Below are 24,338 nucleotides of genomic sequence, written 5' to 3'. Positions count from 1 at the left end.
GAATACTTTTTGTAGAATATCTAAAGGAGGACATCATGTGAGTAAAGATAAATATGAAAAAATTGATGGACAAGTTGACGGACAAACGCAATCTGAACAGCCTGGTGTGGAAAATGAAATGCACCCTGCCCCTATTTATGATGACCCTGATTTCAAAGGAGCGGATAAACTTAAAGGCAAAACGGCACTGATCACAGGAGGCGACAGCGGAATCGGCCGCGCCGTCGCAGTAGCTTATGCAAAAGAAGGCGCGGATGTTGCAATTGCCTATCTTGCTGATCAAGAAGACGAAGACGCCGATAAAACGATTGAATTAATCGAAAAATACGGCGGAAAAGCGAAAAAATATCAAACCGATGTCAGCAAAGAAGAAAACTGCAAACAGCTGATCGAACAAGTTCTGAACGATTTTGGCGGGCTTAATATACTTGTAAATAATGCAGGAAAACAGTTCCCGCAGGATACTATCGAAGATATTACCGAAGAGCAGCTGAAAGAAACATTTGAGACGAATTTCTTCGGCTTGTTCCTGCTGTCAAAAGCAGCGGTCAAGCATATGAAGAAAGGCGACTGCATAGTCAACACGTCTTCCATTACGGCTTACAACGGATCACCCGGCCTGCTGGACTATTCAGCAACAAAAGGCGCGATCACCAGCTTCACACGCTCCCTTGCGCTCAATCTTGCGGATAAAGGAATCCGTGTAAACGCCGTGGCACCGGGACCTATCTGGACACCGCTCATCCCGGCGACATTTGATGCAAAAACCGTGGCAGAACACGGCGCAGACACACCGATGAAACGCCGCGGACAGCCGGCTGAAAATGCACCGGCCTATGTATTTCTCGCTTCACAGGACTCGAGCTATATGACAGGACAGACCATCCACGTTGACGGCGGCGATTTTGTCGGATCTTGAGTTATTGCAGTGACTGTATTGGCGGCAGAGTTGCCGGGTCGCGCCATTGATCCGGGGCACCGCGACAATACAGTCAAACACCGCGCATTTATCACACTTTAAGAATTTTAAAAAGCTATCCGGAACGCCAAAAACTGGCGATCTGGATAGCTTTTACATTTACCCTCATCCCTCAAACGGCCATTTCGGCAGCATGCGATGCAGTTTCTTATCACTTCGTTTTCCCAGCACATAATCTGCTTGCATGATTGTATGAATTTCACGTGTGCCTTCGTAAATAACCGGTGCTTTGGAATTCCGTAAATAGCGCGCAACGGGATACTCATCTGAATAGCCATATGCGCCGTGAATCTGCACCGCATCGTCTGCAGCCTGATTGGCAAAATCACATGCCTGCCATTTCGCAAGGGAGGTCTCACGTGTATTACGCAGCCCGCTGTTTTTCAGTTCACCTGCCCGATATACAAGCAGACGGCTCATTTGGTAACCGGCTTCCATCTTCGCAATCATTTGCTGCACGAGCTGATGCTCCCCGATCTTCTTGCCGAAAGTTTCACGTGCCGACGCATACTCTATGCTCGCTTCCAGACAGGCATATAATAGCCCGACGGCTCCTGCTGCCACAGTAAAGCGTCCATTATCAAGCGCCGACATAGCAATTTTAAAGCCTTCTCCTTCATCTCCGAGCAAGTTCTCTGCCGGCACACGGACATCTTCAAAAAATAATTCCCCTGTATTGCCCGAACGGATTCCGTATTTTCCTTTTATTGCTTTCGACGAAAATCCGGGCATCGTCCGTTCCACAATAAATGCGCTGATGCCGTGATGCTTTTTGGATTTATCGGTATAGGCGAAAACAAGAAAATGATCTGCCGAATCACAGAGCGAGATCCAGGTTTTCTGTCCGTTTAACACATAGTCACTGCCGTCACGAACCGCGTGTGTCTGAATTGCAGAAACATCTGAGCCTGCACCTGGTTCCGTCAGTCCAAATGCACCGACTTTCTCGCCTTTTGCCTGTGGCACCAAATACTTTTGCTTCTGCTCTTCCGTTCCCCACTGCATCAGTGTCATACAATTCAAACCGATATGCACAGAAACCGCCGTTCGAAATGCCGTGTCACCACGCTCCAGTTCCTCGCATAAAATTGCCAATGAATTATAGTCCATGCCGCTGCCGCCATACTTCTCCGGTACACAGACACCCATAAAACCGAGGTCCGCGAGCCGTTTCCAAATCACCGGATCAAAGCTTCCCTGCGCATCCCACTTCGCGATATGCGGCATAATTTCGGCATCGACAAACTGCCTGGCTGTCTTTCGCAGCATTTTTTGTTCATCTGTAAATGTAAAGTCCATCTTCGTGTCCTCCTTTACAATGAAACTATTCTTTTACAACACGTGCATTTATCGCAATCTTTCCGATTGGCACGCGATACACACGATTATACAACTGCCGATAGAACTGCCGGAAACTGCGTCCGTTCAATGGCGGCAGCTCTGTACTCGTCATCAACAGTAACGGATGTTTGAAGTTTGTCAGTTTCACCGTTTTGTTGAGCATCAGCCCGTTGCGTTCGTAAAATGCTATGCGCCGCGTACGGACGGACAATTCACTTTCATTCTTCGCAAAGTCCGGATCTTCCACTTCCAATAAAATTCCTTCGGGCGACATAGCGTTCAGACGCTGCAGCAGGATACTGCCCAGTCCGAATGAACGATAATCAGGCGCAATCGCCAAGTACAGCACATGAATGCCGCCGTATTTCGGAATACGCTGGTAAATCGCATAGCCGTATACATTTATTCCATCCGTTAAATACACAGCATGCAATATCTTTTTCTTCAATGCTGACCGCATGATGGGAAAAGGGATGTGGTCCAAAAATTCGAAGTCCACCAAAACAAATTCGAATAATTTATTTACTGTTCTTCGATTCGTTGCCAGATGCTGTAATCCCATTTGTTGTGTGTTGAGAGTTTGTTTGTTCATGTTCGTGCCACTCCTTATAAAATACACGAGGAAATGGTTCGCTGAGAGCTAGATCCACGCTTATCTCTAGTATATACGTGATCAGGCCCGTTGTACGTCAATGACAACTCCGCGTTTCTTCATTTCTTCAATATATCGTTCACCCGGCACGACTTTTTCAGGCGGATACGCACCTCTTTTCGTAATGACACCATTGCCGATCATTTGCGCTACAACCGAAATGGTGTTGGCTGTCGCACGTGCCATTGCCGTTTCATTAATTGACTGGTCTTTTTCAGTAATCATATTGAATGTTACCGTTTGTTCCACGCCATCTTTTTTCCCGCCAACAATGACTCGGAGCAATACGGCATCCGATTGATCACCAAGACGCAATTGCGGCGTCAAGTGGGCGAGCATGACATCGCGCACGCGCAGCGGTTTCCCGTCGACTTGGATGGCCGGTTCCCGCGACAGCAGACCTAAATCCACGAGCACTTGAATTTTTTCTGCGTGACCGGGATAGCGAATCGTCTTATATTCCAGCGTTTCAACGTCAGGGAATGACTCAAGCAGCGTCGATGTGCCGCCTGACGTATGGAAAGCTTCCATCATGCCATAGCCATCGAATTCAAGCGCTTCTACTTCCGATAATGAAGGCAATTCCAGCACCTTTCCTTCCCGGATGACCCGCGAGGAATCCGTGTAATGATCGAATAAACCTTCCAATGAAAAAACAACGTTATAGTTCAGCGGAGGCTTCGGATCAACTGGCACACCGCCGACAAATAGTCTGATCGACTGCGTTTCATCAAGCATCGACGCGCCGTACCCTGATAAAATATTGATCATGCCCGGCGCCACACCGAGATCGGGAATGAGTGTCACACCTTTAGCCGCTGCCTGTTCATGCAGAGACAGAACTTTTTCCGTCGCTCCGCCGATATGGCCGCCCAGATCAACAACGTGCACCCCGCGTTCCACCGCGCAGCGGGCAACCTGTTCATTGAATGTATAGAACAGGGCGTTGACCACGATATCACCAAGTCCGATGACATCGCTCAGCTGCACTTCATTGTTGGCATCCAGCAATAAAATATCGAGCTTTTCATTCATCAGCTGCTCCGCGAAATCTTCTGCCTGCCGGATTGCCCGGTCAGCGAGATACACTTTTTTCACTTCGTCCTGCTTCACTAAGTCGCGAACAACTTCTTTCCCCATTAATCCTGCACCTAATACGACAACTCTCATTTGCTCATCCCTTCTTCCTGTTAGTTCACTCCGTATCGATCTGCGCGCGCTGCAATTTCCCGCTGTAATCGACGTAAATGCTCTTCCATTCCGTAAAGACGTCCAGCGCGGCGACACCCGAGTCACGGTGTCCATTCCCCGTACCCTTCGTTCCGCCAAACGGCAAATGAATTTCTGCACCTGTCGTTCCCGCATTGATATAGACGATTCCTGTATCCAGATCGCGCTGCGCACGGAATACTTTATTGACATCCTGCGAGAAAATGGAACTTGACAGGCCATATGCGACGCTGTTATTCACTTCGATTGCTTCATCCAGACTGCCGACTGTAATCAATGAAACGACAGGTCCAAATATTTCTTCCTGCGCCAGGCGGCTGTCCCATGCAACGTCTGCGAAAAGAGTCGGCTCGAAGTAATGGCCGTCCGCAAATTTACCGTCACGCAAGACATTTCCGCCCGCAGCTAGAATCGCCCCTTCTTCTTTGCCGATTTCAATATACTTTTCTATTTTCTTCAATGCTTTTTCATTGATCACCGGACCGACTTTTACTGTTTCATCCAGTCCGTCGCCCATCGTCAGTTCTTTCATGCTTTCGACGAGACGTTTCTGCAGCTCTTCTTTTACCTTTTCATGTACGATGACACGGCTGCAGGCTGTACAGCGCTGTCCTGCCGTACCGAATGCGCTCCACAAAATCCCTTCAACCGCCAGCTCAAGATCCGCGTCATCCATTACGATGACCGCGTTTTTTCCGCCCATTTCCAGCGATACTTTTTTCAAATGACGCCCGCCCAATTCCGCGACATGACGGCCCGTTTCGGTTGAACCCGTAAAGGAAATAACGCGCACGTCGGGATGTTCGATCAGCGCAGTACCAACATCACTTCCTGAGCCATAGACGATGTTCGCTACGCCATGCGGCAAGCCCGCTTCTTCAAAAATCAATGACATTTCGTGCGCCATCAGCGGCGTTTCCGTTGCCGGTTTCCAAACGAACGTATTGCCCGCGACGATTGCCGGGAACGATTTCCACGTGGCGATGGCAATCGGGAAATTCCATGGGGTGATGAGCCCGACTACGCCGATTGGGGCACGTACGCTCATCGCAAATTTATCTTGCAGCTCGGACGGAACTGTTTCGCCGAACAGTCTGCGGCCTTCTCCTGCCATATAGAACGCCATGTCAATTCCCTCTTGCACTTCACCGCGCGCCTCTTCTATTACTTTACCCATTTCTTTCGTCAATACTTGCGAGAGGTGTTCTTTTCTGTCTTTCATCAGCCGTCCGATTTCATAGAGATAATCTGCACGTTTCGGTGCCGGAACCAGCGCCCATTTTTTCTGCGCTTTTTTAGCAGCAGCCACCGCCTGCCGCACCTCTTCATCTGAAGACAGCGGAACTTGCGCCAGTTCTTCTCCGTTCGCCGGGTTGAGTACGGCGGTATAGCGAGCCGCTTCCTTCTGCCAGACGCCGCCGATATAGTTAGTCAGTTTCATGTGTATTGCCCCTCTCTGTTTGGTATAGTTTTCGTAATTTGTCTCTACTAGATTTCTTCGACAATATACCATCCTATTCCTTTAAAGCTGGAGGTATTACTGGGATTTTATATGGTATGGGCGAGTACATTGAAGACGGTTTCTGGTTTTTGCATCAGAACTGGATTACATAGCCTGACGTCTTTGTGATCAGAGAAGCGAAACGGCTTTGGACTCACTGTTGCGCTAGCGGATGGCTACGCAATGGGCAAGTACTATGCAGTCCGCTTTCTGCTTTTTTGCAGCACGACTGGATTACATGGGCTGACGTCTCTGTGATCAGAGAAGCGAAACGGCTTTGGACTCACTGCGGCGCTGGCGGATGGCTACGCAATGAGCCAGACAGGAAGACCGCCTGGCTGTCTCATCACTTCGCCGACCGCTTGGGAGGCGCCTCCGTTTAGTAAGCGGAAATCACTTTGGCTACTGATTTTTGAAAAGTGACGGGCAAGTGCTGTGCAGATGATTTTCTGCTTTTGCATCGAAAATGGAATACACCAGTTGCCGTCATTGTTATTAGAGAAGCAAAACGGCATTGAACTCACTGCGGCGCTGGCGGATGGCTACGCAATGAGCCAGACAGGAAGTGCGCCTGGCTGTCTCATCACTTCGCCGACCGCTTGTAAGGCGCCTTCGTTTAGTTAGGGGGAAGCAAAACATGACACGTCATTTGCCAAAGCATACGCTAGTCGTCTAGTAGTCACTGCACTTCTTCTCTTTTAAAAGAGTACTCGGTTTGCCTCCACTCAGTAGCGCAGGCACAACTGCGGGGTCGGCCGAAGTCATGAGACAACTGGCACGCTCTTCGCCAGATGGCTCATGACGAAAGGCAATCCCCCACGTGCCGGCGCGGGTCCTAACAGGTGACATTTGCTAACTTCAATCCCAGACAACTAGTCGAGCAACGATCCCAAAACAAAGACAGAACGGCATTGGATCCACTGCGGCGCTGGCGGATGGCTTCCGCAATGAGCCAGACAGGAAGTGCGCCTGGCTGTCTCATCGCTACGCCTACCGCTTGTAAGGCGCCTCCGTTCAGTTAGGGGGAGCAATTAAGACACATCATTTGCCAAAGCATACGCCAGTCGGCAACCAGTCACTGCACTTCTTCTCTTTTAAAAGAGTACGCGAATAGCATCCACTCAGCAGCGCAGGCACAACTGCGGGGTCGGCCGAAGTCATGAGACAACTGGCGCGCACTACCGCCAGCTGGCTCATGACGTAAGGCAATCCCCCACGTGCCGGCGCGGGTCCAAAGAGCGGACACTCGCTAACTTCAAACCCCGAAAAAAATTCGAGCAACGGCCCCAAAATAGAGACAGAACAGCATTGAACACACCAACTGCAGCGACCCAACAACAAAAAATCCGCCACAGCAAGTCAGCAACACTGACTCGCCGTGACGGCTGGATTCATTATAGTAAATACCAAATATAATGCGCTTCTTCATGCGTACCCGGCACCAGATCCACACTTCTCGGATAGCTGAACTTCTTTGCCGACGTATGTATCAACGCACCAACATGCGGATTCAACTGCTCCGCCTTCTCGAACAACTCCATAACGCGGGCTGTGTTTTCACCTTTGTTTTTCTCCATCTCAAGCGTCCACGCCAAATACCAGTACACCGCGTCACCTTCAGAAATCTCAGCGCACGCCTGCATCACTTGCTCAGCTTGTCCAATCTCTCCCTGACGGATCAGTGAGGAAATGGCCAGGTAGCGTGCGTTCTGATGATCGTAAAGATCCGTCGTCAGCAGACGCAAGAACATTTCGCTTGACTCCGCAAAGCGGCCCTGTTCATACATCCAGATGCCGTACTGCAATAAACCGCGCAAATACGGACGGTTTGGCGCAAGATTCCACGCGCTCTCCGCACGGTTGTCAAACTGTTTTTCACCCGAGAAAACAGCCTGCTTGAAGAATTTCTCCTGCTCATCTTTGGAATCGGTGAACTCGGTCTGCAGCAATAATGCATCGACATTCGTCGGGTCCGCGCCATAGGCACCCTCTGCAAAGTCGCGGCGCTGTTCATCCGTTTCTGCATTATACGCCATATAACAAAGCATCTGCGCTTCCTGCTGCTGATTCTCCGGCTCGAACGGCTTTTGAATCTCTTCCTGAATAAACGCCTGGGCTTCTTCAAACGTTTCAAATTCATTTTTCGCAGACAACAGATGCACTTGCCAATTCATTTGCTCAGTTGCAAGCGGATCCGTTCCTATATGATACGGGGCACGCGGACTGTTTTTTTCCATCATCTGTTCCAATTTCTGAATTTTATCAGCGAGTATATCTGTGTGCTTTCTGAATGAAGACACCGAAACATCGAACATTTTCGCAACTTCTGCCTGTGTATATGTTGTTGGCATCATCGTCGTATCTACAGCCAGTTGGAATGCAGCTGCAGCCAGCACTTCCGGCTTACGGAACTTCGGATTTTGATCGGTAAAGTAGTAAGCAAGTAATGAAAGCAGCATTTCATAGGCACCTGGATACAATTCCTCTTCTTCCAGCTTGGCATCGAGTATTTCCACTACTTCCCGCTGCAGCGGTGTAAAGTTCTGCTCGACGACATCGGATAACGTCTGCACGTCCAGTTTACAGACCACCTCATAAATATCCACGAGATGCTTCTTAAAGAATTCGAAGCTGTTGCTCTCCTCGCTTTTTTCCGCAATAGCCTGTACGCGTGAGATCATTTCATCGCTCATATGCTGATTTACTGCGATCGCTGAAATGGGCATGACCCAGCGCTCGTCATTGCGGTACTCCTCCAAAACAATCGCCAGCACTGCACGCACATCTTCCGGCTCTCCCGGTTCTCTGGCCAGCAGATACTCGCCTTCGCCAAGAATTTCCTTCATATAATAAACTTCTTTACTTGCTTCTGTAACTTCCGCAAACGTAATGAATGCGTTCTGCCAGCTCTTCAAAATGGCGCGCACTGCTTTATTTTGCGTACGGTTCAGTGCTTTGACCAAGTGGCGTCTCCAAAGATCTTTCCGGACGATGAAGAAATAATAATCGCTGACATTCGTCACAAGCTCCTCTTCTTCCATCCACTCACCAAGACGTCCGCCCCACTCTTTCAGCAATCCTTCAAGCACTTGAATTTCTGAAGGCGACAATTTTGTTTCATAATAGCTGTTCAGTACACGCTTCAGTTCTTCCCGAATTTGATTCGTGCCCGGCTCATTCGTTTTGCCGCAGCAGTTCTCCACGATCTCATCGCTTCCACACGGGCAATTTGCTTTATTCCCTATCACATCGAACACAACCTTTTCTTTTTACTATACCATACAAAAAAGAAGCCCCGCATGCATCACAGCATACGGACCCTCTTATTCTACTTTTCAGACTCTTCCAGAGCTTCATCAGTCTGTATATTACTAGGCGGCATGACCCGTCGGATGAACAGCGACAATATCAATGCGCCAAGCGTAACGATTGTTGAAATGAAGAATGCGTGATTGACTCCATCCAGCATCGCGATGCGTTCAATTTCTTCAGCCTTCGCAGAAATATCCACACCCGAAGCCGCCAATTCACTTGCCTGAGCAGCAGCCGACTTATCCAGCCGGCCAGTCATAAGTGTCAGTAACAATGCTGATCCGATGGCACCGGACACTTGCTGCAATGTATTATTCATTGCCGTACCGTGCGGATTGGAGTGCATCGGCAAGGAATTCATTCCATTCGTCATAACAGGCATCATGACCATAGACAGTCCGAACATCCGGAACGTATACAGTCCCATCAAATAATAGTACCCTGTATCCAGCTGCAGGCGGCTGAATAAATAGGTTGCGATGACGGAAATGGCAAGTCCTGTGTAGACGAGCATACGCGGCCCATATTTATCAAACAGCCTGCCTGTAATCGGCGACATAATTCCCATCAGCACTGCTCCTGGCAGCATCAGCAGCCCTGCATCGAGCGGAGAAATCCCGCGGACGTTCTGCACATACAGCGGCGTCAAAATCATACCGGAGAACATCGCTACAGCCAACACCATCGAGATGACAGAAGCCAGCGCAAACATCGGATATTTGTAAATCCGGAAGTCGAGCATCGGTTCTTTCATGCTCAATTGTCTAAGAATGAACAGTACGAGTGCCACTGTACCCAGCGCAATCATGCCGTATACCAGCGGAGATCCCCAGCCCTTTTCCCCAGCAGAACTAAAGCCATACAGCAAACTGCCGAAACCAATACTGGACAGAATAAGCGACAGAACATTTACACGGACATCACGATTCGGCGTAATGTTCTTCAATTTAAAAATAGCCAGCAACAAAGTCAGCACGGAAATGGGCAAGACGATTTCAAACAATGTCCGCCACGAATAGTTCTCTACGATATAACCTGATAGTGTCGGCCCGATTGCCGGCGCAGTGAACATTACCAGACCGAACATCCCGAGCGCCGCTCCCCGTTTCTCAACCGGGAACGCCGTCAGCATGACATTCATTAATAATGGCATCATCAGTGCTGAACCCGATGCCTGAATCATCCGTGCAACAACCAGCAATGAAAATGTAGGTGCGACAATCGCAAGGAACGTCCCTAACGAGAAGAGCACCATTGCTGTGATAAAGATTTTTCTGTTCGTAAACTTCTGAATGAAAAATGCACTCGCCGGAATCATAATCCCGTTGACAAGCATATAGCCTGTCGTCAGCCATTGAACAGCTGACGGAGTAATGGAAAACTCCTTCATAATGACGGGCAAGGCAATATTCAGCAATGTATTATTCAAGATCGCAACAAATGCACCAATAAACAAAATCGCTATAATCCCATAAGGCGGTTTTTCATGCATTTTCTTAATTTCTATTGATTCTGCCATTTCATCCTCCTAAAACACGTATAAAATATGTCAGATACATATTTTATACCGGCAGTTCATTTATTTCAAGAAATAAATTCGCCAAAGACAAAAAGGTTGATACACGGGTGTTTAAAGAATAGTATACTATTTGTACAAGGTGTATAAAATAAATTTAATGTACAGGTGATAAACAATGAATGACCGAAAAAAACATGTCTTACATATCGCAAAACTGCTGTTCATAGAAAACGGCTTTCACACTACTTCGATTCAAGACATTTTGAATGCAGCACAGATTTCAAAGGGAACTTTTTATAATTACTTCTCTTCTAAGAACGAATGCCTGATGGCTATTTTGCGCGACGCTCATTACGCAAGCTATTTACGGCGAAACGAACTTGCGATCGGCAAAGACTTGGCAGATCCCGTTCTGCTCACTAAACAAATTGAAATCCGTTTGACTATGAACCGCGAACAGAATCTGCTATCACTTTTTGAAACGGTTATCCATTCACCCGACGATGAACTCCGGCTGTTCGTCAAGCAGATGTATTTCCGCGAACTCGTATGGCTTGCCAAACGGCTTACTGACGTTTACGGAGAAGAAGTGAAGCCCTACTCCTATGATTGCGCATCATTGGTTTTCGGCTTCATTCAGCATTCGCTGAACACTTTGAAAACCTCCTCGACAGAAGAAATCGATACGATAAGGATCGTGGAATTTGTTATGCAGCGGATGGAAGTTATCGTGCCGGACATCGTCAAGAAGGATGCGCATTTACTTTCTGAGGATCTGATTGAAGAAATGCTGACGGGCGCAGAGTTTTATCCGATGACGCCTGAGATGCTGACCGACAGCTTGAAGACATTTATCGGCGAGCTGCCGGACGGTGACGATGCAGGCAAATTGTACAGTCAGTTTCTGCTCGATGAACTGTCCGCAAAGCAGCCCCGAATCTACCTGCTGGAGTCCGTCGTGCGCTCCTTCCGTCAAGCTTTCGAAGGCAGCCCGAGCCAACTGCAGGCCATCGAACTGTCAGCAGCGGTCTGGCTGTATATTAACAAGTCGCGGCGAACATAAAAAAGACTGCCAAAGTCAGCGTTTAATGACTTTGGCAGTCTTTTTTTATTGGGTTTGTGAACGGCTTTGGATCCGGTGTGTTGCTTGCGATGACTGCGCAGATCTTTATTTGTTTTTGTGCATCTTAACAGGATGACACTAGTTGCCATCATTGTTAGGAAGTAAGGAGAACGGCATTGAACTCACTGCGGCGCTGGCGGATGGCTTCCGCAATGAGCCAGACAGGAAGTGCGCCTGGCTGTCTCATCGCTACGCCTACCGCTTGTAAGGCGCCTTCGTTCAGTTAGAGGAAGTTACTCTGGCTTCTGGTTTTAGAGGATTGACAGGCAAGTGCAGTTCAGACTGTGCTCTGTTCTTTTGCATCGTAACTGGATTACACGGGTTGTCGACATTGTGAGTGGAGAAGGATAACGTCATTGAACCCACTGCGGCGCTGGCGGATGGCTACGCAATGAGCCAGACAGGAAGACCGCCTGGCTGTCTCATCACTTCGCCGACCGCTTGTAAGGCGCCTCCGTTTAGTTAGGGGGAAGCAAAATATGACACGTCTTTTGCCAAAGCACACGCCAGTCGGCAACATGTCACTGAACTTCTTCTCTTTTAAACAACAACCTGGATTGCCCCCACTCAGCAGCGCTGGCACAACTGCGGGGTCGGCCGAAGTCATGAGACAACTGGCGCGCTCTTCGCCAGCTGGCTCATGACGAAAGGCAATCCCCCACGTGCCGGCGCGGGTCCTAACAGTGGACACCCGCTAACTCCAATCCCCGACAACTAGTCGAGCAACGATCCCAACACTAGAGCCTAAACAGCATAGAACCCACTGCGGCGCTGGCGGATGGCTACGCAATGAACCAGACAGGAAATGCGCCTGGCTGTCTCATCACTTCGCCGACCGCTTGTAAGGCGCCTCCGTTCAGTTAGGGGATGCAAAATATGACACGTCTTTTGCCAAAGCACACGCCAGTCGGCAACAAGTCACTGAACTTCTTCTCTTTTAAACAACAACCTGAATTGCCCCCACTCAGCAGCGCTGGCACAACTGCGGGGTCGGCCGAAGTCATGAGACAACTGGCACGCTCTTCGCCAGCTGGCTCATGACGAAAGGCAATCCCCCACGCGCCGGCGCGGGTCCTAACAGCGGACACTCGCTAACTTCAGCGCCCGACAAAAAGTCGTGCAGCGGCCTGCCCTACCCCTGCACCTGATGATTCGGCTCCTCACCACGCGCAAACGCCTGCAGCGCTTCCACATTACGCTTCATCATCGCCTTCCGTGTCTTTACAGTCGCACTCCCGATATGCGGCAGCACGGTGAGGTTCGGCAGCGTCAGCAGCGGATGGTCAAGCGGAACAGGCTCCGTTTCAAAAACGTCCAGCCCTGCCGCATGAATCTTCTTTGTGCGCAGCGCATCGAACAATGCGTCTTCATCCACAATCCCGCCGCGCGCCACATTGATCAGAATTCCCGACTCTTTCATCTGCGCCAGTTCCTTCTCACCGATCATGCCCTTCGTCTCTTCATTGAACGGCACAAGAATAAGTACGAAATCTGATGCCGCGAGCAGATCGGAAAGCTCTGCATAGCGGCAGCCGTACATGTCTTCCATTTCAGACTTCCGGCTGCGGTTATGATAAAGCACGTCCATGTCAAATCCTTTCGCGCGTCTCATCACTGCTTCGCCGATCCGCCCCATGCCGACAATGCCAAGAGTGGCGCCGTAAACATCGGTGCCCGTAAATCCAAGCGGTTCCCATGACGTCCAGCGTCCTTCACGCAGTGTGTTTTCTGCACCGATCAGATCACGCGCTGTTGCCATCAATAAAGCAAATGCGAGATCTGCTGTCGTTTCAGTAAGTACATCTGGCGTATTTGTCACGATTATGCCCCGTGCGTTCGCTGCTTTGACGTCGATATTATTATAGCCGACCGCCATATTGACAATTAGCTTTAATTCCGCGGCGGCGTCCAGTATTTCTTCATCAATTTGATCAGAAATGACCGTCCACAGTGCGTCTGCTGATGCCGCTTCTTTCATCAATACATCGCGCGGCACCGCTTCACTTGCAGACTCCCACATGCGCACTTCGTACTGATCACGAAGAGGCGCCACGACATCCTCCGGCATTTGCCGGCAAATATATACTGTTGGTTTCACAGACAACACTCCTTTAGCCGCCGATATAATTCATATCAATTTTCTTACGGTTTTTCACCGTCTGCTCTGTGCGTTCATCGGAATAGCGGTCTTTTCTGCCTCTCCAGACGTTCGCAATTGCATCGAATAACTCTTCATTCGTTTTTCCCGAGCGAATTAATTCCCGGACGTCAAAACCTTCGGAAGCGAAAAGGCAAGTGTATAACTTCCCTTCAGACGACAGCCGTGAGCGGGTGCACGTTGAGCAGAAAGATTCGGAAACTGAGGTAATGAAACCAACCTCTGAATTTGTTCCTTTGTAGCGATAGCGCTTTGCCACTTCGCCGTAGTAGTCTTCTTCTGCAGGCTCCATATCATATTTCGCAGCCAGCATGCCGTAGATTTCTTTCTTCGTGACCACTTTTTCAAAGCTCCAGCCATTGTCATTTCCGACATCCATGAATTCGATGTAGCGCAGCGTAATACCGCGCTCCTTGAAATAGTCGGCCATTGGAAGGATTTCACTTTCATTGACTCCTTTTTGCACGACCATATTTACTTTGATCGTAAAGCCGATGTCTTGTGCTTTTTGAATGTTTTTGAGAACGAGTTCAGGTGAAATGCCACGGCCGTTGATCTGGCCAAACAGTTCTGCGTCCAATGCGTCCAGACTGATGTTCAGACGGCGCAGCCCTGCGTCGTAGAGCGGCTGTGCGTATTGTCCGAGCAGCACTGCATTTGTTGTTAGACCGATGTCTTCAATTCCTTCGATGTCGTGAAGCTTCTGGATCAGCTCAGGCAAATTACGGCGCATCAGCGGCTCTCCGCCTGTCAAACGCAGTTTTTTCACACCTAAATCGGCGAAAATCTTTGCCAAGCGTTCTATTTCCTCAAATGACAGCAGTTCATTTTTTGCTAAAAACGTAAAATCATCACCAAATATTTCTTTTGGCATGCAGTATGTGCAGCGGAAATTACAGCGGTCAGTCACAGAAATACGCAAATCCCGAATCGGGCGTCCAAGCTGATCTACAATGGCATTCATCTTCTTCATCCCCTTTCCAATTCACATGGCGTATTGACATTTTTAAACGTAATGCCGGGTGTATCTGTCAGCAAATTCCCTTCAATCCATTGCCCTTCATGCTGTGACTGCACGTGCATGACACGGCGGTTGCCGTCCAGCAACGCCTGCCGTATTGTCGGTTTCACGTAGCACTCCCAGACCGAAACGAGCGGATGACGTTTTCCTTCTACAGTTACAGCCGATACATCTCCTTTATGCAGATCGAGCAATTTCCCGATGACTCCTGCCTCGATGAACGGCATATCGCACGGCAATACGACGTAACGCTGTGCAGGCACTGTTTCCATGGCAGATAATATCCCCGCAAGAGGCCCCATGCCGGAAAACGCTTCCAGATCCGTCGTCACATGGTCGGCTTCAGGAAATAATTCCGCGAATTCAGGACGCGCCACGACGATCGTTTCATCGCAAAAAGCATGCAATGCATCGAGTGAATAGCGGTAGTATGATTTTCCTTCATGCACCGCAAACGCTTTAGGCGAGCCGAAGCGCCGAGACTGTCCGCCTGCCAGTAAAATCCCGGCCGTCTCTTTCATCCGCCGCTCACTGGCGGAATGAACGCGCAGACATCTCCTGCCTGAATGATGTCTTCTTTGCGTGCGTATTCTTCATTCACCGCCACATGGATCGTTTCTTTGCCAAAACCAGGGTACGTCTCTTCCGCCCAGTCCAGTAACTCTTCCACTGTCAAAGGAGCCTGATCCAACAATTCTTCTCCCTTACCCGTCAACTCCCGAAGCCTTGCAAAGTAATGAACTGTAATCATTGCGACCCGCTTCCTTTCTCTGGATATTTTTTCTGTGCACCGATCCATTCTTCGCCGTCTTCCCAGATTTCCTTCTTCCAGATCGGCACGACTTCTTTGATGCGTTCGATTGCGTATTCATTCGCTTCATACGCTTCTTTGCGGTGCGGCGATGATACTGCGATGACAACGGCAATGTCCGATATCTTCAGTTCGCCAATCCGATGCGCCATGGCCACCTGGACCCCCGGCCATTTCGCTTCCATTTCCGCGCCGATTTCAGCAAGTTTCTTCTCCGCCATCGGCACATAGGCTTCGTACGCAAGATAGAGCGTCCGAACGCCGTGCGTCCACTCGCGAACATGTCCTGTGAATACCGTCACAGCACCCGCTGCCGGATGCAGCACGAGGTCACTGTACTTCTGCACATTGATCGGCGTGTCTGTAATTTCGAATCGTTTCATTGTCTCGCCTCCACCCATTCTTGCAGCCAGTTATCAAGCAGCGTGATATCCGAAAAAAGATCCGCACTGTCCGCCGTTTGGATAATTCCAGGCAGTGACTCCAGCTCCTTACGTTCTTCTTCATTACGGATCAGCACGACTTTCTCCCCGGCTTCCTGTTTATAACCTTCTATTAATAAAACATCCGGCTTGCCTGACGAAGCCAGTGTCTTTAGCTGTTCAAATGAACGTTCTTTATTTTGAATCAATTGTATCATATCCCCGCCTGCCACAAGGGTCGAGACAGCTCCTGACTGAAGAAACTGCACCGTGTCAGTGTGCGCCGGGGGCAATTCCGGTTCTCCGCCATGCCCGTGATGCTTCAGTACGGCAACATCCAATCCGCGGCGTTTCAGAACGCTGATCCAATGTGACACGAGCGTAGTCTTTCCACTGTTCTTAAAGCCGACAATATGCAGCGTCTTCACAGTTCCCATCGCCCAACACCTTGTTCAGCCCCAAGCAATAAAACATCGACCGGCATTCCCTTTTCAAAGCCGCGTGTGCCGCCCGGCAGAACGATGATGCAGTTACCACGCGCAATCGAAGATACCGCACTCGATTTATTAAAACCGGCAGGCGTCGCAACGATTCCTTGCTCTGTCAGCGCCCAGCTTGCTCGAACGAATCGTGTAAATGGATTTGCTTTCTTGAAATCTTCGCCAAGCACGGCCTGAATCTTCGGCATATAAGGAGCGGTGCAGCCCATCATCGCAAGAATGGCAGGACGCGCGAACAACTCGAACCCTGTAAAGCACGCAGACGGATTACCCGACAGACCAAATAATAATTTGTCCCCAAGAACCGCAACCGTCGTCACACTGCCCGGACGCATCGCCACTTTATTGAATACCACTTCCGCACCGAGACGTTCATAGATCACCGGCAGATAGTCGTAATCACCGACCGACACACCGCCTGTTGTAATGAGCAGATCGGTCTCCTGAAGCGCTTTCTTTACCATGTCAGTGCATGCGTCCAAATCATCTTCCATCATGCCGTATGATCGATACCCGATGCCCATCCGCGTCAGCTGTGCACGAATCATCGGCCCATTAGAGTTCCGGATTTTGCCCGGCTCCAGTTCATCTGAGACATCCAGCAATTCCGTGCCTGTTGACAGCACACCGGCAACAGGGCGTTTAGCAACACGCACTTCTGCATAACCGAACGTCGCAAGCAAAGCAATCGTCCCCGGATGAATAACTGTTCCTGCTTCAATCAGCGTTTCACCTTGTTTCGCATCTTCACCCCGGCGCGATATATTCTCGCCTGCTTCAAACGGTTTGCGCAATGTAAATCCATCATCGTTTTCTACGGTTTGTTCAAGCATAACGACCGCATCTGCCTGTTCAGGAATCAGTGCGCCCGTCATAATCCGGAATGACTCTCCCTTTTCAATGGGACGATCCGCCACATGCCCGGCCCCGATTTCTCCAATCACCCGGAATGCCTTCCGTTCGTCACCCGAGGCACCCGCAGAATCCGCTGCCCGGATCGCAAAACCATCATACGGCGAGCGGTCAAAAGGCGGCACATCATGCTTCGCCACGATCGGCTCCGCCAGCACCCGCCCATAGGTATCTTCTAACGGCAGGATTTCTGTCTCCAGCCTATGTACATTTTTCATAACACGTTCTACGGCTTCTGCCACTTGAATCGGTTTACGAATTTCTACCACGTATATCTCCTACTTTCTTTTTCTATACGAACGAGTACAATGAAATGAAACGAAAGGATGATCAACATGTCCAAATTTACACACTTTAACGAACAGGGCCGCGCCAAAATGGTTGACGTGTCCGAAAAAGAAACAACTCTTCGCACCGCAATTGCGACGTCGTCAATTATCGTCAATCAATCGATTCACGAACAAATCACCCAAGGCACGAATAAAAAAGGAGACGTCTTTGCAGTTGCGCAAGTCGCCGCCATTATGGCCGCAAAAAACACGTCCACTATCATTCCGATGTGCCATCCATTGCCGCTCACAGGCGTCGACGTTCGATTTGACTGGAAAATTGACGAGGAATCTTCGCATTACGAAGTGCACATCCAAGCCGAAGTCAAAACAAAAGGTGTCACCGGTGTCGAAATGGAAGCACTGACCGCCGCCTCTGCAGCCGCACTGACAATCTACGATATGTGCAAAGCAGCCGGCAAAGATATGGTCATCGGACCGACCATGCTGCAGCATAAGTCAGGCGGTAAAAACGGAGATTATCAGCGCGCGGACTGAATGCCGCGCGCTTGTAGTTGTGAGCCGGGGTGTTGCGCGATGTCATTGGAGAATCGCGCTATTTTGCCTGTGGACCGCACAATATCACAGAAGAATCGCGCCCCCGTCACCGCGCATCACGTCTCCAGATGCTTCCGCAGCTCATGCACAATATGCGGCAGTTCGGGCACGATCAGTTTGTCCATCGCAAGCGTCACGGCTTTTGACGATCCCGGCAGCAAAAACACTGCCTGCAAGCCGATTGTGCCTGCAGCGGCACGGCTGAGTAATGCTTTTGACCCCACATCTTCGGTATAGCTTAAAAACCGGAACAACTCGCCAAAACCGTCAAGCGGCTTCGTGAAATGTGGCGTCACCGTTTCAACGGTAATATCGCGCGCACCGATTCCTGTTCCGCCTGTGAAGATCATTGCATCAACCGATGAATCTGACAGCCATTTCGAAAGCTGCTCTTCGATATGCCCGCCCTCATCCGCACAGATCTCATAGTCCTTTACTTCATGTCCTGCATCAAGCAGCTTCTCCCGGATAATTTTGCCGCTCTTATCGTCTGCCTTCGTCCGCGTATCACTGATTGTCAGCACCGCAACCGCTATAGACTTCCTGCGCGCTTTTTGCGGCAAATGAGCTTCTTCCATGTTCCATCCCCCTAACCGAATAATGAATGATAGATTTTCCGTCCTTCACGCATATCTTTCAATCCGTGGATCAGCAGCCGGCCGTTACCGAATAAAATACAGCGGTAGTTTTCTGCATGAAACTCCACGAAAAACGGTGTCTGCCTGTATTTCGATCCCAATTGTTCCGCGACTTTCACACCGTCCGCCACAGTCAATTCACGTCCGGCGTCCGGAATGATTTGCACGGTATCACGTCCGCACAACACTGCATACTGCGTGCCCGATGACTGATGCAAGGCAGGATATACCGGATGCTCGCCGCATGTCTCACATTGCGGATTTTTCAAACGGCTGATTCCTGCTTCGACGGATGTATTATTCCACACATCAAAATGCAGAAGTTTAGTGCGCATGGCCGGCTCGTTCCCTGTCAGCCATTTCATTGCTTCCGCACTTTGATGTGCAGCCGAAATCTGTACAGCGGGCGCAATCACCCCAACTGTATCACAAGTTTCATTGACCGCCGGCATGACCGGCAATAAACAGCGGAAACAAGGTGTTCTGCCCGGAATGAAAGGAAAGACGCTGCCCGAACTGCTGACGACAGCGCCGTAGACCCAGGGAGTATTCAGTTTCCAAGCAACATCATTGATCAGCAAACGTGTTTCGAAGTTATCTGTTGCATCAAGCAAAATGTCTGCGCCCAATGCGATGTCTTCGAGCAGCGGACCATCCACGTGATCGAGGACCGTGACGATTTCCACGTCTTCCCGGATTTCACGCAGCCGGCGCTCTGCCGCCACCACTTTTGGCACGCTGTTTATCGCGTCTGTCTCAATAAATAATTGCTGACGCTGCAGATTGGATGCTTCTACATAATCGCGGTCAGCGAGTGTCACTTTGCCGATCCCTGCACGCACAAGTGTTTCAGAGATTGCCGAACCGAGCGCGCCGCAGCCGATGATGACCGCATGCGAATCTGCTAACTGCCGCTGCCCCGGCGTGCCGATCGGCTGAAATAATGTCTGCCTTGAGTATCGATTTTCCACTTGATCTACTTCCTTTCATTCGACAAGAAGCGAGGCAACCGGTTACGACCGATTGCCTTCGTTTGATTCGGGACTGATATCGCTGAATGAACCAACGTAGCGAACGACGTCGCCCGTCCCGTCTGTTACGGCACTGATGGAAAGGAACTCCAAATACTCTTCGCCGCTTTTCTTCTTATTCCAAATCTCACCTTGCCACATGCCCTGCTCTTCAATCGCGCTCCACATCGTATCATAGTACGCACGATCATGCCTGCCGGAGCTGAGGATATTCGGACTTTTGCCAAGCACTTCTTCTTCGCTGTATCCTGTCAGCTTTGTGAATGCCGGATTGACTGAAACGATCTTCCCGTTTCGGTCAGTTACAAGAATACCCTGTCCGGTAGAGTCAAAAACTTCTTTCGACAGGCTCGCACGATCCATATAATAGAGCCAGACCGTCAGTACCAGGCTGACGAGCGATACTTGTGAAAACGCCATAAAACCAATCGAATAGGATCCGGTCATCGAGAAAATCGTTGCGAGCAATAAAGGAGGGAAAAATCCGCCCAGACCACCCATCATCGAAACAATCCCGTTCACCGTACCCGCTTGTTTACTGAAATAAAGCGGCACTAATTTAAAGATAACCCCGTTTCCAATACCTGCAGCTGCAGCGATCATGATACTGCCGACTGTATAAATCGCGATGTCCGGCGAAAATGCCAGGACAATCGACGCGGCAGTCAAGCCAGCGAAACAGCCCATTAATAAAAATAACGGCTGGAATTTGTCACCGAGCCAGCCGCCTACCGGCCGCAATAGCGTCGCGACGACGATAAAGCCCGCTGTCCGGAGCCCCGCGTCGACCTTCTCCAGGCCAAAATAGTTGACGAGGAAATTCGGCAGGAAAACGGTGAATGCCACGAATGAACCAAATGTGATGAAATAGAACAATGAGAAAAACCAAAGTTTCTCATTCTTATAGACACCTTTAATCTGATCCACTATCGGCGCCTTCACTTTTACTTCCTTGCGGTCACCGAAGAAGAAGTTTAGCGCAATGAACACAAGCAGTAACACTAAATACATTTTAACAGTCATCGACCAGCCGAATTTCATTGCCAGCACCGGTGCAGAAAATGTCGTGATAGCCGTCCCGATGTTCCCCATTCCGTAAACACCGTTGACGAGTCCGTGCTTTTCTTTAGGGTAATATTTCGGCAATGACGTAACACCGACAGAGAAAATCGCACCGCCCACCCCAAGTAACGTACCGCCGATCAATAAACCTGTCACTGTCGATGTTTCACTTATGTAGTAAACAGGAAACAGCAGTACGATGAAACTGATAAAAAACATTACACGCGCGCCATACACATTGGCATAATAGCCAAGCGGAATCCGCAGAATCGAACCGAGTACTACAGGGATTGCTGTAATGATGGCCACGCGTTCAGGCGGTATGCTAATATCTTCACTGATAAAAGGCAGTAAAGAAGAGATAAGCACCCATACCATGAAACCGACAACTAGATTTGCCGTTTGCAGCGGCAACTGGATCTTTTGTGTCATAGGAATCCATCCAATCTGAAGTTAGTTACTGAACAACCCAACTACTCTTATTTCTTTACTAATTGCTGATTATGATTCTGGTACTATCGATGTATACAGTTGATCGAATAATTCATCCTGCTCTTTCGCCCGCAAAACTGACATGACCATCGGGAAAATAACGTTTTCTTCTTTCACAAAGTGAATCATGATCACTTCAAACGCTTCTCCTGCGTCTTTCACCACGTCTTGCATCATCTCGAGCGTAAATGCCGATAAATCTCCTCTTGTGTGATGAAGAAAGTGTCCGATATATGCATCGATTTCGTCGTGTTCTTCCTGCACCGCCTGAACTGGTCCTTGATCATTGCCCACATACTTCGCCAGCATCGGAAACAGGAATTCTTCTTCCTTTTCCGTATGATTTTTCAACGGCTCGATGAATTCAACAATCAGCTTGCGCAATTGCTGGAGCGCTTTAAGTCCTTCTTCACGGTTATACCGTCCGTTCTCAAAGTCCAGTACAATCGCATGCCACTGACTCATTTCATGCGTCAGGAAACGATGTTCATTTTCCAGCACGCGCAACGCAGGCAGGCTATACGTAAAACCCGGATTGACCATCAACCTTCACCTCTTCAATCAGAAATTCAAAAACTTCTTGCGCAGCGCATACTCGACCAGTTCCGGACGGCTCTTTAACTGCAGCTTATCCATCATCTTCGCTTTATGCGCTTCTACAGTCTTGACCGAAATGTAAAGCATTTCCGCAATTTCCTTGTTGCCGTAACCTTTCGCGACCAATGGCAGTATCTCGATTTCCCGTTTGGATAAAATCTTGAACGGATCATCTTCATCAGTCTGTTTCGGCCCTTTTTTCACAAACTCCCGCACGAGCGAAGTTGCCATCGACGGATGGACATACGTCCCGCCGTCGTACACTTCCCGAAGCGCATTCAGCAGTTCCTCGTCGGGCGCGTTTTTCAAAATATAACCGGATGCCCCGTTTCTCAATACATGGAACATATACTCTTCATCATCGTACATCGTCAAAATAACAATCTTCGTTTCCGGAAAGTCTTCATGAATTTTGCCGGTCGCAATCAGTCCGCTTTGTCCGGGAGGCATGCTCAAATCCAGTAAAATGATATCCGGTCTGTGTTTGGCAACCAGCTCATATGCTTCCAATCCGTCTGCCGCCGTTGCTACGACTTCCATATCATCCTGGAAATTCAAAATGTGCATGAATCCCGTGCGGACGACTGCATGATCATCAGCTATTATGATTTTCACTCGTTGCTCTCTCCTTTTTTAGTGGAATATCAGCCTGGACAGTCGTGCCTCCCTGCTGACTGGAGACGATTGTCAAACTTCCCCCCACCAGTTCCACACGCTCTTTCATGCCATAAAGACCGAGACCCGTTCCCTGGGGCGTGAAGTCGTTGACGTCAAAACCCGTGCCTTCATCGGAAATTTGAATTTGCAGATGGCCGTCCGTCTCTTTCAATGTCAAAAACACATCTTCTACATGGGCATACTTCATGGCGTTTAAAATCGCTTCCTGCCCAATACGGTACGCAACCGTTTCTATTGCACCGTTGTAGCGCTGATCTCCCAGTTCCGAGTCAAAATGAACGTAGAGGCCGTAATTTTTCTCAAGTCCTTTGATATGCGTCCGGAACGCCGCTTCCAAACCGAAATCGTCCAGCACTGCCGGCCGTAATTCAACGGACAGGTGGCGGATTTCATCGAGCAGGCGCATCAGGGAACCTTCTGTCTGACGTAATTTCTCCAGCGCTTTTTCGTTCATTCCCATATACTTCAGGACCCGTAAATCTACAAGTGAACTGAGCATTTCCTGCGCTACACTGTCATGCAATTCTCTTGATATTCGTTTGCGCTCATTTTCTTGCGCCAAAATCACTTGCTGCATCCTCAGTTTTTGGTGAAGCATTTCCGATGTCTGTGTTTGCTTCGTCAGATTGCGCAGCATCAGCACGGATATCTTTTGCTCTTCATCAAGAAACTGGTACGTCGCACTGTATGGCTGTATGCCAAAATCTTTCGTTTCCAGATACAATTGAAATGAAGATAACGTTTTTTCCGGTTTTTCCATGAAACACGCCACACATGTCATTTGCTCTTCTTCACTCGTATAGCCGCGGCACGTCAGACAAATAGCGTCCTTCTCACCTTGCAGCATCTTTTCATAGAGTGATGGCTCAATAATTTGTTGTGCTGCTGTGTTCATCGAGATAATTTCACCCTCCGCACCAAAAAAGAACATAGGCTCCGTCGTGCGGTCGTATAATGTATGCAAAAGATTCGTCAGCTGGTCATTGTTCAATAACGTCATCTTTTAATCGCTCCTTCAAGTGAAACGATCCGAATTGAGGTCCGACGGTTTGCTTAAACTGCTCAAATATGGCGGGCGTCAACCGGTCCACTTCACGGTAACCGATCATGATCACGCCTTGCACATGATCATCTTGAAACAGGGGAATCGCACCAAAACTTTTGAGCTTCTCGAATACGATGATTGGGTAATTATACAGATCTCCTGCATTCACACAGTTCTCTACGTTTTCGTTTACCATCGGCTTGCCCGTCTTGAAGACGATTCCCGCCACCCCTTTGCCTGACTGAAGTACAATCCGGCGGTAGCGCAAACTGATATTCCCCGCCACGTACCGCCATTTCAATTCATAGTGGTGTTTTTTCAAATCCACAAGCGCTAATCCAATGAAATCCGCGTGTAACGTGTCTTTCAGTTCATCGATCGCCAGTTGAAAATTAAAACTCTGTTGTCCAGTCATAGACCTAATCTC

The 24,338-nt window shown here is 49.2% G+C and carries 27 protein-coding genes; 6 read left to right on the top strand and 21 right to left on the bottom strand.

Translation table 11 applies throughout. The annotated features are described in order from the left end of the window. Nucleotides 1–37: 37 nt before the first annotated feature. On the top strand, nucleotides 38–919 hold the full coding sequence (locus tag SporoP37_RS11425) for an SDR family oxidoreductase (protein WP_081243766.1): 882 nt from the start codon (nucleotides 38–40) through the stop codon (nucleotides 917–919). Between the two features lie 165 nt (nucleotides 920–1,084). Here the strand turns inward: SporoP37_RS11425 and SporoP37_RS11420 are convergent, their stop codons facing one another. The 5 genes from SporoP37_RS11420 to SporoP37_RS17005 all read right to left on the bottom strand — a co-directional run bounded on the left by SporoP37_RS11420 (nucleotide 1,085) and on the right by SporoP37_RS17005 (nucleotide 6,164). Further along, the gene (locus SporoP37_RS11420) at nucleotides 1,085–2,278 is read right to left on the bottom strand and encodes an acyl-CoA dehydrogenase family protein (protein ID WP_081243765.1); all 1,194 of its coding nucleotides are present in this window, start codon (nucleotides 2,276–2,278) and stop codon (nucleotides 1,085–1,087) included. A gap of 25 nt (nucleotides 2,279–2,303) precedes the next feature. After that, on the bottom strand, nucleotides 2,304–2,912 hold the full coding sequence (locus tag SporoP37_RS11415) for a GNAT family N-acetyltransferase (protein ID WP_081243764.1): 609 nt from the start codon (nucleotides 2,910–2,912) through the stop codon (nucleotides 2,304–2,306). 81 nt (nucleotides 2,913–2,993) lie between these two features. Next, nucleotides 2,994–4,142 carry a saccharopine dehydrogenase family protein gene (locus SporoP37_RS11410; protein ID WP_081243763.1) on the bottom strand — a complete coding sequence of 383 codons (1,149 nt, stop codon included), beginning with the start codon at nucleotides 4,140–4,142 and terminating at the stop codon, nucleotides 2,994–2,996. Nucleotides 4,143–4,167: 25 nt separating this feature from the next. Further along, nucleotides 4,168–5,643 (bottom strand): aldehyde dehydrogenase family protein, encoded by a 1,476-nt coding sequence (locus SporoP37_RS11405; RefSeq protein WP_081243762.1) that lies wholly within the window; start codon nucleotides 5,641–5,643, stop codon nucleotides 4,168–4,170. A gap of 365 nt (nucleotides 5,644–6,008) precedes the next feature. Further along, entirely contained in the window at nucleotides 6,009–6,164 is a 156-nt protein-coding gene (locus SporoP37_RS17005; protein ID WP_157118634.1) for a hypothetical protein, read from the bottom strand. Between the two features lie 19 nt (nucleotides 6,165–6,183). On the opposite strand from SporoP37_RS17005, the gene SporoP37_RS17000 reads away from it, so the two are divergent. Further along, entirely contained in the window at nucleotides 6,184–6,327 is a 144-nt protein-coding gene (locus SporoP37_RS17000; protein ID WP_155961341.1) for a hypothetical protein, read from the top strand. Between the two features lie 218 nt (nucleotides 6,328–6,545). Further along, the gene (locus tag SporoP37_RS16995) at nucleotides 6,546–6,725 is read left to right on the top strand and encodes a hypothetical protein (RefSeq protein WP_157118633.1); all 180 of its coding nucleotides are present in this window, start codon (nucleotides 6,546–6,548) and stop codon (nucleotides 6,723–6,725) included. A gap of 372 nt (nucleotides 6,726–7,097) precedes the next feature. Here the strand turns inward: SporoP37_RS16995 and SporoP37_RS11400 are convergent, their stop codons facing one another. Both SporoP37_RS11400 and SporoP37_RS11395 read right to left on the bottom strand, forming a co-directional pair. Continuing rightward, nucleotides 7,098–8,951, bottom strand: a complete 1,854-nt coding sequence (locus SporoP37_RS11400; protein ID WP_143565493.1) for a hypothetical protein — start codon at nucleotides 8,949–8,951, stop codon at nucleotides 7,098–7,100. Between the two features lie 80 nt (nucleotides 8,952–9,031). Further along, on the bottom strand, nucleotides 9,032–10,534 hold the full coding sequence (locus tag SporoP37_RS11395) for a DHA2 family efflux MFS transporter permease subunit (protein WP_081243760.1): 1,503 nt from the start codon (nucleotides 10,532–10,534) through the stop codon (nucleotides 9,032–9,034). Nucleotides 10,535–10,709: 175 nt separating this feature from the next. On the opposite strand from SporoP37_RS11395, the gene SporoP37_RS11390 reads away from it, so the two are divergent. Both SporoP37_RS11390 and SporoP37_RS16990 read left to right on the top strand, forming a co-directional pair. Next, a complete protein-coding gene (locus tag SporoP37_RS11390) occupies nucleotides 10,710–11,597 on the top strand; it encodes a TetR/AcrR family transcriptional regulator (protein ID WP_081243759.1) in 888 nt (295 codons plus the stop codon). 936 nt (nucleotides 11,598–12,533) lie between these two features. After that, on the top strand, nucleotides 12,534–12,698 hold the full coding sequence (locus SporoP37_RS16990) for a hypothetical protein (RefSeq protein WP_157118632.1): 165 nt from the start codon (nucleotides 12,534–12,536) through the stop codon (nucleotides 12,696–12,698). A 91-nt stretch (nucleotides 12,699–12,789) separates the two neighbouring features. Here SporoP37_RS16990 and SporoP37_RS11385 read toward each other — a convergent pair whose 3' ends face one another. The 7 genes from SporoP37_RS11385 to SporoP37_RS11355 are packed head-to-tail and all read right to left on the bottom strand — an operon-like array spanning nucleotide 12,790 to nucleotide 17,750. Further along, entirely contained in the window at nucleotides 12,790–13,755 is a 966-nt protein-coding gene (locus SporoP37_RS11385; RefSeq protein WP_085430995.1) for a 2-hydroxyacid dehydrogenase, read from the bottom strand. A 13-nt stretch (nucleotides 13,756–13,768) separates the two neighbouring features. Next, the gene (gene moaA, locus SporoP37_RS11380; RefSeq protein WP_081243756.1) at nucleotides 13,769–14,788 is read right to left on the bottom strand and encodes a GTP 3',8-cyclase MoaA; all 1,020 of its coding nucleotides are present in this window, start codon (nucleotides 14,786–14,788) and stop codon (nucleotides 13,769–13,771) included. Continuing rightward, a complete protein-coding gene (gene mobA / locus SporoP37_RS11375) occupies nucleotides 14,785–15,357 on the bottom strand; it encodes a molybdenum cofactor guanylyltransferase (protein ID WP_081243755.1) in 573 nt (190 codons plus the stop codon). Before mobA ends, moaA begins: the two co-directional genes overlap by 4 nt. Then, entirely contained in the window at nucleotides 15,354–15,587 is a 234-nt protein-coding gene (moaD, locus tag SporoP37_RS11370; protein ID WP_081243754.1) for a molybdopterin converting factor subunit 1, read from the bottom strand. Before moaD ends, mobA begins: the two co-directional genes overlap by 4 nt. Further along, on the bottom strand, nucleotides 15,584–16,030 hold the full coding sequence (locus SporoP37_RS11365; RefSeq protein WP_081243753.1) for a molybdenum cofactor biosynthesis protein MoaE: 447 nt from the start codon (nucleotides 16,028–16,030) through the stop codon (nucleotides 15,584–15,586). Before SporoP37_RS11365 ends, moaD begins: the two co-directional genes overlap by 4 nt. Continuing rightward, a complete protein-coding gene (mobB, locus tag SporoP37_RS11360) occupies nucleotides 16,027–16,506 on the bottom strand; it encodes a molybdopterin-guanine dinucleotide biosynthesis protein B (protein ID WP_085430994.1) in 480 nt (159 codons plus the stop codon). The genes SporoP37_RS11365 and mobB overlap by 4 nt, the downstream gene beginning before the upstream one ends. Beyond that, nucleotides 16,494–17,750 carry a molybdopterin molybdotransferase MoeA gene (locus SporoP37_RS11355; RefSeq protein WP_085430993.1) on the bottom strand — a complete coding sequence of 419 codons (1,257 nt, stop codon included), beginning with the start codon at nucleotides 17,748–17,750 and terminating at the stop codon, nucleotides 16,494–16,496. Before SporoP37_RS11355 ends, mobB begins: the two co-directional genes overlap by 13 nt. Nucleotides 17,751–17,816: 66 nt before the next feature. Here SporoP37_RS11355 and moaC point away from each other — a divergent pair, with 66 nt between their 5' ends. Continuing rightward, complete coding sequence (moaC, locus tag SporoP37_RS11350) at nucleotides 17,817–18,308, top strand: cyclic pyranopterin monophosphate synthase MoaC (protein WP_085430992.1); 492 nt, start codon at nucleotides 17,817–17,819, stop codon at nucleotides 18,306–18,308. Nucleotides 18,309–18,424: 116 nt separating this feature from the next. Here the strand turns inward: moaC and SporoP37_RS11345 are convergent, their stop codons facing one another. The 7 genes from SporoP37_RS11345 to SporoP37_RS11315 form a co-directional block, all read right to left on the bottom strand. After that, nucleotides 18,425–18,946 carry a MogA/MoaB family molybdenum cofactor biosynthesis protein gene (locus SporoP37_RS11345; RefSeq protein ID WP_085430991.1) on the bottom strand — a complete coding sequence of 174 codons (522 nt, stop codon included), beginning with the start codon at nucleotides 18,944–18,946 and terminating at the stop codon, nucleotides 18,425–18,427. A gap of 11 nt (nucleotides 18,947–18,957) precedes the next feature. Then, on the bottom strand, nucleotides 18,958–19,977 hold the full coding sequence (locus tag SporoP37_RS11340; protein WP_085430990.1) for a ThiF family adenylyltransferase: 1,020 nt from the start codon (nucleotides 19,975–19,977) through the stop codon (nucleotides 18,958–18,960). Nucleotides 19,978–20,019: 42 nt separating this feature from the next. Next, a complete protein-coding gene (locus tag SporoP37_RS11335; protein WP_085430989.1) occupies nucleotides 20,020–21,531 on the bottom strand; it encodes an MFS transporter in 1,512 nt (503 codons plus the stop codon). Between the two features lie 69 nt (nucleotides 21,532–21,600). Next, on the bottom strand, nucleotides 21,601–22,134 hold the full coding sequence (locus tag SporoP37_RS11330; protein WP_081243746.1) for a hemerythrin domain-containing protein: 534 nt from the start codon (nucleotides 22,132–22,134) through the stop codon (nucleotides 21,601–21,603). A gap of 18 nt (nucleotides 22,135–22,152) precedes the next feature. Further along, nucleotides 22,153–22,803 (bottom strand): response regulator, encoded by a 651-nt coding sequence (locus SporoP37_RS11325; RefSeq protein WP_081243745.1) that lies wholly within the window; start codon nucleotides 22,801–22,803, stop codon nucleotides 22,153–22,155. Further along, nucleotides 22,784–23,866, bottom strand: a complete 1,083-nt coding sequence (locus SporoP37_RS11320; protein WP_085430988.1) for a sensor histidine kinase — start codon at nucleotides 23,864–23,866, stop codon at nucleotides 22,784–22,786. The genes SporoP37_RS11325 and SporoP37_RS11320 overlap by 20 nt, the downstream gene beginning before the upstream one ends. Next, entirely contained in the window at nucleotides 23,847–24,326 is a 480-nt protein-coding gene (locus tag SporoP37_RS11315) for a GAF domain-containing protein (RefSeq protein WP_081243743.1), read from the bottom strand. Before SporoP37_RS11315 ends, SporoP37_RS11320 begins: the two co-directional genes overlap by 20 nt. Nucleotides 24,327–24,338 lie beyond the last annotated feature (12 nt).

Origin of the sequence: Sporosarcina sp. P37 (genome assembly GCF_002109365.1) — a bacterium.
Taxonomy (GTDB): Bacteria; Bacillota; Bacilli; order Bacillales_A; family Planococcaceae; genus Sporosarcina.
The sequence above is the reverse complement of the archived record's forward strand: the minus strand, read 5'-3'. Positions and strand labels throughout refer to the sequence as shown.